The 10,460-nt window shown below is 66.4% G+C and carries 9 protein-coding genes; 2 read left to right on the forward strand and 7 right to left on the reverse strand.

All coding sequences use genetic code 11. From position 1 onward, the window contains the following. Positions 1–18 precede the first annotated feature (18 nt). Positions 19–1,107, forward strand: a complete 1,089-nt coding sequence (gene ugpC, locus LL06_RS13490) for a sn-glycerol-3-phosphate ABC transporter ATP-binding protein UgpC (RefSeq protein ID WP_035527626.1) — start codon at positions 19–21, stop codon at positions 1,105–1,107. Between the two features lie 181 nt (positions 1,108–1,288). Here the strand turns inward: ugpC and LL06_RS13495 are convergent, their stop codons facing one another. Both LL06_RS13495 and LL06_RS13500 read right to left on the reverse strand, forming a co-directional pair. Further along, entirely contained in the window at positions 1,289–1,588 is a 300-nt protein-coding gene (locus LL06_RS13495; protein WP_035527629.1) for a hypothetical protein, read from the reverse strand. 119 nt (positions 1,589–1,707) lie between these two features. Further along, positions 1,708–2,022, reverse strand: coding sequence for a hypothetical protein (locus LL06_RS13500; RefSeq protein ID WP_035527632.1), 315 nt, complete (start codon positions 2,020–2,022; stop codon positions 1,708–1,710). A 651-nt stretch (positions 2,023–2,673) separates the two neighbouring features. On the opposite strand from LL06_RS13500, the gene LL06_RS13505 reads away from it, so the two are divergent. Further along, a complete protein-coding gene (locus LL06_RS13505) occupies positions 2,674–3,030 on the forward strand; it encodes a hypothetical protein (protein ID WP_035527663.1) in 357 nt (118 codons plus the stop codon). A 68-nt stretch (positions 3,031–3,098) separates the two neighbouring features. On the opposite strand, the gene edd is transcribed toward LL06_RS13505, so the two are convergent. The 5 genes from edd to LL06_RS13530 all read right to left on the reverse strand — a co-directional run bounded on the left by edd (position 3,099) and on the right by LL06_RS13530 (position 10,028). Further along, on the reverse strand, positions 3,099–4,916 hold the full coding sequence (edd, locus tag LL06_RS13510) for a phosphogluconate dehydratase (RefSeq protein ID WP_035527634.1): 1,818 nt from the start codon (positions 4,914–4,916) through the stop codon (positions 3,099–3,101). A gap of 76 nt (positions 4,917–4,992) precedes the next feature. After that, the gene (gene pgl, locus LL06_RS13515) at positions 4,993–5,679 is read right to left on the reverse strand and encodes a 6-phosphogluconolactonase (RefSeq protein WP_035527637.1); all 687 of its coding nucleotides are present in this window, start codon (positions 5,677–5,679) and stop codon (positions 4,993–4,995) included. 16 nt (positions 5,680–5,695) lie between these two features. Continuing rightward, complete coding sequence (zwf, locus tag LL06_RS13520; RefSeq protein ID WP_035527640.1) at positions 5,696–7,168, reverse strand: glucose-6-phosphate dehydrogenase; 1,473 nt, start codon at positions 7,166–7,168, stop codon at positions 5,696–5,698. A gap of 124 nt (positions 7,169–7,292) precedes the next feature. Then, the gene (locus tag LL06_RS13525) at positions 7,293–8,579 is read right to left on the reverse strand and encodes an FAD-binding oxidoreductase (protein ID WP_035527643.1); all 1,287 of its coding nucleotides are present in this window, start codon (positions 8,577–8,579) and stop codon (positions 7,293–7,295) included. Between the two features lie 12 nt (positions 8,580–8,591). Continuing rightward, entirely contained in the window at positions 8,592–10,028 is a 1,437-nt protein-coding gene (locus LL06_RS13530) for a glutamine synthetase family protein (protein WP_035527645.1), read from the reverse strand. Positions 10,029–10,460 lie beyond the last annotated feature (432 nt).

Here is a 10,460-nt window from a genome sequence, read left to right on the forward strand (position 1 = left end):
TTCCAGCGGGAGGAAACCATGGCCGGCTTGAAACTGAAGGGCCTGAAGAAGTCCTACGGCGCCGTCAAAGTGATTCACGGCGTCGATCTCGAGATCAGACAGGGCGAGTTCATCGTCTTCGTCGGTCCTTCCGGCTGCGGAAAATCCACGCTGCTCAGGATGATCGCCGGGCTCGAGGAGATCACCGGCGGCACGCTGGAGATCGACGGCATGGTGGTCAACGACGTGCCGCCGTCCAAGCGCGGCATCGCCATGGTGTTCCAGTCCTATGCGCTCTACCCGCACATGACGGTCTACGACAACATGGCCTTCGGCATGCGCATTGCCGGCGAGAGCAACGAGGAGATCGACCGCCGCGTCCGCTCCGCCGCCTCCATCCTGCAGCTCGACCAGTATCTCGACCGCCTGCCCAAGGCGCTCTCGGGCGGCCAGCGGCAGCGCGTCGCCATCGGCCGCGCCATCTGTCGCGATCCCAAGGTGTTCCTGTTCGACGAGCCGCTCTCCAACCTCGACGCGGCGCTGCGCGTGGCCACCCGCATCGAGATCGCCAAGCTCAACGAGAGCATGCCCGACACGACCATGATCTACGTCACCCACGACCAGGTCGAGGCGATGACCCTGGCCGACCGCATCGTCGTGCTGTCGGGCGGCTATATCGAGCAGGTCGGCCCGCCGATGGAGCTCTACGACCGGCCGCAGAACCTGTTCGTCGCCCAGTTCATCGGCTCGCCGGCGATGAACATCATCCCCTGCACCATCGACAAGACCGGGCCCAGCGCCGTGGTGACCCTGACCGGCGGCGTCTCGGTCGACACCGGCATTGCGGTCGATGCGAGCGATCAGGGCAAGCCCGCCTCCTTCGGCGTGCGGCCGGAAGATCTCGACATCTCCACCGGCGATGATTTCCTGTTCGAGGGAACCGTTTCCATCGTCGAGGCGCTGGGCGAGGTGACGCTGCTCTATGTGCACGGACTGACCGGGGACGAGCCGATCATCGCCAAGGTCGCGGGCCATCAGAAGAATTTCCGCGGCGAAAAGGTGCGCTTCACCGCCGACCGCTCCAAGCTGCATCTCTTCGACGCCAAGGGCCAGACCTACCGCCGCTGATCCCCGGCTCGCCCGGCCCGTCCCGAAAAGCCAAAAGCCCCGTCCGCGAGGACGGGGCTTTCGTGCGCGGCGCGGGCGCATGACGGGGGAAGCGTCCGGCCGCGCGGGGGGCGGGAGGGACGGGCAGGACCGGCCTGGAGGGAAACCGGTCCCGCGCCATCAAAGGCCTGGGGACAGCCTTTTAGTTGTAGGTCGGCGAACCGTCATTGCCGGCGCGGTGATAGCTCACCTGCTCGTTGGAAACGCCGCCCACCGAAGCGGTGGCGGTGTAGTCGACGCCGCCCTGCGGGGCGAGGAAGCTCGGCGAGCCGTCCTTGCCGGCGCGGTCATAGCTGACCAGGTCGTTGGATGCGCCGGTGGCAGAGGCTGCGATCGGGGCGTTGGAGACCTGCGGGGCGAAGGCGTCGAGAGCGCTCGACTGGGCGAAGGCGCCGGTGGAGGCTGCAAGCGTCAGGCCGAGGGCGATAATGATCTTGTTCATGATGGTAGTCCTTTTGTGGGGGATGAATGCTGAAGGCTGAGGGCGGGACAGGGCGCCGGGGGACGGAACCGGCCGGGAGGAAAGCCGGCTCCGTCATCCGCGAGGCCCGGGGTCAGGCCTTAGTTGAAGGTGGGCGAGCCGTCATTGCCGGCGCGGTGGTAGGTCACCTGGTCGTTGGACACGCCGCCGACCGAAGCGGTGGCGGTGTAGTCGACGCCGCCCTGCGGAGCGAGGAAGCTCGGCGAGCCGTCCTTGCCGGCACGGTCATAGACGACCAGGTCGTTGGAGACGCCGCCGACCGAGGCGGTCGCGGTGTAGTCGATGCCGGAGGCGTTTGCAGCCTGGGGAACGAAGGCGTCGAGGGAGCTGGACTGAGCGAAGGCGCCGGTGGAAGCGGCAAGCGTCAGGCCGAGGGCGAGGAGGATCTTGTTCATGGTTGTTTTCCTTTGGTGTCAGGTCTGTTTCGGTTCGGTTGAAGCGGCTGCCCGTTCATTTGGTCGTTCGGGCCGGTCCGTTTCGATGAGTTGAATGTGAGAGTTCGGCCGATGACTTGCCAACCACATGAAGGTGAGCAGCGCGTGGCCGGTTCGTGTGTTTGCGTGCGGTGATGAGCCGGTGAAACTTTTTCGAACCATGTAAATCAATGGTTTACGGGAAAATACGGCGGCCGGAGGCGCGTTTTGCGTCAACCCTGCGCGACCTGCACTGTTCACAATCGGAATGATCTGATGGCGAAATCGGGCGAAAAAGCCGGCATTGTCGCCTGCGCGCGAACGGGGCAGGGGAGATCGCCCGGCGGCGACGTGATGGGTTTGAGGCCAATTCTCACGGCCGATCACGCAGCGCGTGATCGCGGACGACCGGAAGTGATTAAACTTCGACCCAAACGGCGGCCTTCAAGGTGGGTACAAGTCGGCCGAAGCCGCCCGCCGCAGCCGCGCCGGCGGCCGCGATCACCCTCCGTTAATGTTCATTGGGTAGCATCCGGACCATAGACAGATGATTTAATGATCCATTTATCGCTCAGCAGGGGACATGCCATGAGCACATCCGGAACGCATTATCTGCAAAAGGAAGAATCCTTCATGTACGACCGCGAGAAGCGGTTTCCCATGGAGGAGACGATGAACCACGTCCGGATCGAGTACACGGAGAAGGGCGTCATGCATATGGCGTCGCGCCGCTGCATGCTCCGCGCCATCTCCCGCAGCGGCGCCATCCTGGGCATCGTCACCCAGTTCACCATTCCCAGGCAATTCTGCCTCGATATCCCGGAAGCCCGCATCCCCCGCATCGGCTGCGTGCTGATGCGCATCAATCCCAACGACACGATCGAGGTCCGCTTCCTCAGGCTGATGACCGAGGCGGAACTCAACAAGGTCTTCGTCTTCTCCGATCATCCCGCCCATCGCGGCCGGGTGCTGGACCTGCGCGCCCGCTAGCCGCCCCGCAGCCCTGGGCCGGGCAGGCGGCGTTGAACGCGTGCGGCGAGGTCCTCGCCGCGCTTGCGTCAGTAAAGCACGCTGGCGCCCTGGTCGGCGGTTCCGGCATTCTCGCGGAAGCGGGCGAACAGGTCGCGCCCCAGCCCCCATTCATTGTGGCTGAGATCGGCGCTGGCCGGCTCCCGCGCGGCGAACTCCGCGGCCGGCACCAGCACCTCGAGCGAGCCCGTTACCGCGTCCACCCGGATCATGTCGCCGTCGCGGATGCGGGCGATCGGCCCGCCGTCCTTGGCTTCGGGCGTCACGTGGATGGCGGCGGGCACCTTGCCCGAGGCGCCCGACATGCGCCCGTCGGTCACCAGCGCCACCTTCTGCCCGCGGTCCTGCAGCACACCCAGCGGCGGGGTCAGCCGGTGCAGTTCCGGCATGCCGTTGGCCTTGGGGCCCTGGAACCGCACCACGGCAACGAAATCGCCTTCGAGCGTGCCCGCCTTGAACGCCGCCTGCAGCTCCGCCTGGTCGTTGAACACCCGCGCCGGCGCCTCGATCACATGGCGCTCGGGCTTCACCGCCGAGATCTTGATCACCGCCTTGCCGAGATTGCCGGTGAGCATCTTCAGCCCGCCATTGGGCTGGAACGGTGCGTCCGCCGTCGTCGCCACCTTGGGGTCGCCGCTGATCTTGGTGACCGGTTCGCGCACCACCTGGCCGTTGTCGCCGAGCTTGGCTTCCACCGCATAGGCCGACAGGCCCTTGCCCCAGACCGTGCGCACATCCTCGTGCAGCAGCCCGACCGAGAGCAACTGGTCGATCATGAAGTTGATGCCGCCCGCCGCATTGAAATGGTTCACGTCCGCCGGCCCGTTCGGATAGACCCGCGCCAGGAGCGGCACCGCGTCGGACAGATCGGAAATATCCTCCCAGGTGAGCTGGATCCCCGCGGCCCGCGCCATCGCCACCAGGTGCAGCGTGTGGTTGGTCGATCCGCCGGTGGCGTGCAGCCCGACCACGCCGTTGACCACCGAGCGCTCGTCGATCATCTCGCCCACCGGCGTGAATTCGTTGCCGAGCGCGGTGATCGCCAGCGCCCGCCTGGCCGCCTCCACGGTCAGCGCGTCGCGGAGCGGCGTGCCCGGATTGACGAAGGACGAGCCCGGCGTGTGCAGCCCCATGATCTCCATCAGCATCTGGTTGGAATTGGCGGTGCCGTAGAAGGTGCACGTGCCCGGCCCGTGATAGGATTTGGACTCGGCCTCCAAGAGTTCCGCGCGGCCGACCTTGCCCTCGGCATAGAGCTGGCGGATCCGCACCTTCTCGTCGTTGGAAAGTCCCGTGGTCATCGGACCCGCGGGAATGAACACCGCCGGCAAATGGCCGAAGCTCAGCGCCGCGATCACCAGCCCCGGCACGATCTTGTCGCAGACGCCGAGGTACACCGCCGCGTCGAACATGTTGTGCGACAGCCCGACGGCGGCCGACAGCGCGATCACGTCGCGCGAGAACAGCGACAATTCCATGCCCGGCTGGCCCTGGGTCACCCCGTCGCACATGGCGGGCACCGAGCCCGCCACCTGCGCCACGCCGCCCGCCTCGCGCGCCGCCTGGCGGATCCGTTCCGGATAGGTCTCGAACGGCTGGTGCGCCGAAAGCATGTCGTTGTAGGAGGTGATGATGCCGAGATTGGGCACCACGTCGCCGGCGAGGTTCGCCTTGTCGCCCGGCCCGCAGGCGGCAAAGCCGTGGGCCAGGTTGCCGCAGGACAGCGTCGAGCGGAACGGGCCCTTGGCGGCCATCTCCCTGAGCCTACCGAGATAGGTCTCGCGGCTCGGCCTGGAGCGCTCGACAATCCGGGCGGTGACGGCGGCAATGCGGGGATCGACGGTCATGGCTGTCATCCTTCTGTTCGAATGGGGCCGGGCTCGGCCTCGTCGCTGCCCGGTCAGCGCCGGGCGCGGCCTGGCGCTAGGGCGCCCAGTAGATCTCGACCGGTGTGTGCGCGTGGCGCAGCACTGCGCGCACCGGCATCTCGGCTTCCGGGCCGTTCTCGCGCGCACGCCCGAGCACGGCCTTCTTCTCGTCTCCTTCTATATGGAGCACGATCATGCCGGCTTCCACCAGCCTTGGCAGCGTCAGCGTCAGCCGCGGCTCGCCCGCGCCCGGCGCCTCGATCGCCATCACGCTGGTCGGACAGCCCGGGTCGGTGACCTCGGCGAGCGTCGAGCCGTCGGGGAAGAACGAGGCGGTGTGGCCGTCGGTTCCCATCCCCAGCACCACCACGTCGAAGGGCAACGCCAGCGCGTCGATCGCCTCCGCGGCGCGCGCGGCAACCGCCGGCGCATCGCCGTCTGCGCTGTAGAGCGGCACGAACCGCGCCTGGGCGGCGAGGTTCTGCAACAGGTTAAGCTTCACCAGCCGGTGGTTCGAGCGCTCGTGCTCGGGCGGCGCCATGCGCTCGTCCACCAGCGTGATTGTCACCCGGCGCCAGTCGATCGCCTCGGTGGACAGCGCCGCGAACAGCGCCTTCGGCGTCGTGCCGCCGGAGACGGCGAGCGTGGCCTCGCCGCGCGCGGCGATCGCCATGGCGAGCCGGTCGGCGATCCTGCGCGCCAGCGCGCTGGCAAGCGCCGCGCCACTGGCGAATTCCGTCATCCGGACCGGGAGCGCCTCAGTCGCTTTCATGCCAGGTCCTGCCGTCCCGTTCGATGAGCGCGATCGCCTGGCTCGGCCCCCAGGTGCCCGCCGTATAGGGCTGCACCGACTGGCCGGTCTCCTCCCAGGCGGTGAGGATCGGGTCGACCCAGTTCCACGCCGCCTCCACCTCGTCGCGGCGCATGAACAGGGTCTGGTTGCAGCGGATCACGTCGAGCAGCAGCCGCTCATAGGCGTCCGGATTGCGCTCGGCGAAACGGTCGGCGAAGCTCATGTCGAGCGACACATGCCTCAGCCGCATGCCGCCCGGGCCGGGGTCCTTGATCATGATCCACTGCTTGACGCCCTCGTCGGGCTGCAGCCGCATCACCAGCTTGTTGGCGGTGATGCGCCCTGCGCCGGAACCGAAGATCGAATGCGGGATCGGCTTGAAGGCGACGACGATCTCCGAGATCCGCTCGCTCAGCCGCTTGCCGGTGCGGAGATAGAACGGCACGCCCGACCAGCGCCAGTTGTTGATCTCGGCCTTGATGGCCACGAAGGTCTCGGTGTTGGAGACGCCGCCCTCGAGCTCCTCGAGATAGCCCTTCACCGCGCCGCCGGCCGAGGCGCCGGCCTTGTACTGGCCGCGCACGGTCACCGCGTCGGCATTGGCCTCGGTGATCGGCTTCAGCGACCGCAGCACTTTGAGCTTCTCGTCGCGCACGGCTTCCGCGTCCATCGACGAGGGCGGCTCCATCGCCACCAGGCAGAGGAGCTGGGCGATATGGTTCTGCACCATGTCGCGGAGCGCGCCCGCCTTGTCGTAATAGCCGGCGCGGCCCTCGAGCCCGACCGATTCCGCCACCGTGATCTGCACATGGTCGATATGGGCCGAGTTCCACAGTGGCTCGTAGAGCGCATTGGCGAAGCGCAGCGCCATCAGGTTCTGCACCGTCTCCTTGCCGAGATAATGGTCGATGCGGTAGATCTGCTCTTCCTCGAACACCTCGCCCATCGCCCGGTTCAGCGCCTTGGCCGACTGCAGGTCGCGGCCGATCGGCTTTTCCACGACGATTCGGGTCTGCTTCGTGATCAGCCCGGTGGCGCGGATCCGGTCGGAAATGTCGCCGAACAGCGCAGGTGCCACGGCGAGATAGAAGGCCCTGACCCGGTCCTCGCCCTCGTCCAGCAGCGCCTTGAGCTCGTTCCAGCCCCTGTCGGATTTGGCATCGACCGCCACATAGAACAGCCGCCCCAGGAATTCCTGGACATCGTTCTCGTTGAGCTCGTCGTTCTTGAGATGCTGCTTCAGCGCGTCGCGCGCGAAGGCGCGATAGGCGTCATGATCCATCTCCGAGCGCGAGGCCCCGATGATCCGGGTCGGATTGGTCAATTGCCCGGCCAACTGCCGGTGATACAAGGCCGGCAACAGCTTGCGCTCGGCAAGGTCGCCGGTGCCGCCGAAGACGACATAGTCGAACGGATCGACCGGAATGATCTGGCTCATGCTTGGCATCCCTCGCGTGAAATGGTGCGCCATCCTTAATCTAATCGATTAGATAAAGCCAGTGCCGTTCCCGCAAAGGAGAGGAGAAATCCTTCCGCGCCGGCGAAGGCGGAGCAAAGCTCTCCTAAAACCGGTCCCTCAGCGAAAACCACGTCAGCGCCAGGAACAGGAGCGGCTTGCGCAGCTTGTCGCCGCCGGGGAAGGGGCCGACGCGCAGGTTGCGCATCACTTCGAGATCCTCCGAGCCGCCATTGACATGGTCGGCATAGAGCTTGCCGCAATAGTTCGACAGCATCACGCCGTGGCCCGAGAAGCCGCCGATCGAGGTCACGTTTGTCATCACATCGCGCACGAAGGGCCGGCGCGTGAGCGTGATCCCCACAGAGCCGCCCCAGGCATGGGTGATCTCGACATCGCGCAGGTCCGGATAGATCTCGGCGATCTGCCGCCTGATGTGGGTGGAAATGTCGGCGGGATTGTCCGACGTATATGCCTCGCGCCCGCCGAACAGCAGCCGTCCGTCCGCGCTCTTGCGGAAATAGCGCACCACGAAGCGCGAATCGTCGACCGATTCCCCGCCCGGGATCACCGGGCTGTCGGGGCCGAGCGGCACCGTGGCGCCGATGAAGGAGCGGATCGGCATCACATGCGCGCTGGTTACCGGCTCCAGCCCGCTGATGAAGGCGTTGCAGGCGATCAGCGCCCGGCCGGCGACGATGTCGCCCGCATCCGTCTTCACCGTGACCCGGCCGCCCGCGCTCGAGATCGCCCGCGCCCGCGTGCTCTCGTGCAACCGCGCCCCGGCCCGGGACGCCGCGCGCGCCAGCCCCACCAGATATTTCATCGGGTTGATGTGGCCGGTGGCGGCGTCATGGGTGCCGCCGAAATAGCGCGTCGAGCCGAGCTTCTCGGCGATTTCCTCGCGGTCGAGAAAGGTCAGGCCCTGATAGCCGTACTGGTCGGACATGATCTTCACATGGTCGCGGTAGTGCTTGACATAAGCCTGCTTGTGCGCGGCCGAAATCTGCCCCGGCCGGTAGTCCGCCTCGATCGCGTGGTCGCGCGCGAAATCCATGAGATGCGCCTTGGCCCGCTCGGCGATGGCGAGCTGCATGGCGGCGTTGTCGCGGTCGAAATCGGCCTCGAGCTCCTCCACCCAGGCCCGCTGGCCGGTGCCGAGCTGGCCGCCATTGCGGCCCGAGGCGCCGTCGCCCAGGCGCGCGGCCTCGATCAGCACCACGTCCTTGCCGCTTGCCGCCAGATGATAGGCCGCCTGCAGGCCGGTGAAGCCGCCGCCGATGATCACCACATCGGCGGTCGCCGGCCCCGTGAGCGCGTCATAGGTGGGGCGGTCGCCGAGCGTGGCCTCATAGAAGGAGATCCCCGGCGAAATCGGGCTTTGGTAAGTCATGAATTACACTTTTCAAACATTGAGCAGCAGGAATTCCCGTTCCCAGGGACTGATCACCTGCATGAAGGTCTCGAACTCGCCGCGCTTGACCCCGGCATAGGTGCTGATGAACTCCTTGCCGAACACTTGCGTGAAGGCGGGCTCGCTTTCAAGCAGCGACACCGCCTCGAGCAAGCCGCGCGGCAGGTCGATCGAGCCCTCGTTGACGCTCTGGTAGGCCGGATCGCTCGGCTGGATGGCATTGACCATGCCGAGATAGCCGCTGGCGAGCGAGGCCGCCAGCGCCAGGTAGGAATTGGCGTCCGACGAGGGCAGGCGGTTCTCCACCCGCCGCGCCACCGGTTCCGAATGCGGCACCCGGAACGCAGTGGTGCGGTTGTCGTAGCCCCAGGCATTGTTGACCGGGCAGGCCATGTCCGGCGTCAGCCGCCGGTAGGAATTGACATAGGGCGCCATCATCACCAGCGCCTTGGGCACATAATATTGCATGCCGCCGATGAAGTGGAAGAACTCCTCGCTCGGCTCGTCGTCGGCCTTCGAGAAGACGTTCTTGCCGGTCTTGGCGTCCACCACCGACTGGTGGATATGCATCGCCGAGCCGGCATATTGCTGCATTGGCTTGGCCATGAAGGTGGCGTACATGCCGTGCTTGATCGCCGCCTCGCGGATGGTGCGCTTGAACAGGAACACCTGGTCGGCCAGCTCGATCGGATCGCCGTGGCGCAGGTTGATCTCGAGCTGCGCCGGGCCTTCCTCGTGGATCAGCGTGTCGATCTCCAGCCCCTGCTTGTCGGAGAAATCGTAGATGTCGTCGACCAGCTCGTCGAATTCGTTGACGCCGGCGATCGAGTAGGACTGACCGCCGGTGATGGTCCGGCCCGACCGGCCCCTCGGCGGCTTGAGCGGATAATCCGGATCGTCCGACTGCGCCACCAGGTAGAATTCGATTTCCGGCGCCACCACCGGCTTCCAGCCGCGCTCGGTGTAGAGCTCCACCACCCGCTTGAGCACGTTGCGCGGCGTGTAGCTGACCGGATCGCCCTTGGTGGTCACCATGTCGCAGATCACCTGCGCCGTGGGATCCGTTTCCCACGGCACCACCGACAGCGTCGACAGGTCCGGCATCAGCTTGAGGTCGCCGTCGAGCGGGTCGTAGCGGAAATCGCCGCTTTCCTCGGGATACTCGCCCGAGATCGTGTGCCGGAACACCGCCGAGGGCAGCGACAGCGAGGTGTTGGAGGTGAATTTCGACGAGGGCATCATCTTGCCGCGCGCGACGCCGGCGAAGTCCGGCGTGATGCATTCGATGTCCTCGATGCCGCGGACGCGGAGCCATTCGGTGGCCTGGGTCCAGTTGGCGACGCCGCGCTTGGCGTCGAGATATTTGGGGGCCGAGGCCTGCGCCGCCGGTTTGGAGGGAGCTGTCTTGCCGGACTTTCTGGATGCCATAAATCACCATGTTCTTGCAGTCGTGGCGCGATCATAGAGGTTTTTCGCCGCCGCGCCAGCCATCGGCGGCCCGCGTCCCGCCTGCGGTGCCGCGGAACCGGCCAGATCCGCGCGCCGGGACGCCTCGTCCCGGGAGCCGGCCCGGAGCACAATTTTGAAGGGAAACGTTCAGCCCGCGTTAACCCCGCGCTGCCACCATGCCGGCCTTGGGGGACGTCCGCCCGGCCCGCGGCCGCGGCGGTCTGCATGATGCACCCGGTCCTGGCGGCTCGCCCGCATGTCGCCCGTCCCTTCAGCAGGATCCGCTTCATGAACATCGACAGGCTGCTCGCCCGCTTCTCCATCCAGACAAAGGTCGTCGTGCTGGTGATTCCGCTGATTGCCGGCATGGCCGGCCTCGCCGCGGTCAATCTCTACACCGGCTCGCTGCTG

Origin of the sequence: Hoeflea sp. BAL378 (assembly GCF_000759435.1) — a bacterium.
Lineage (GTDB): Bacteria > Pseudomonadota > Alphaproteobacteria > Rhizobiales > Rhizobiaceae > Hoeflea.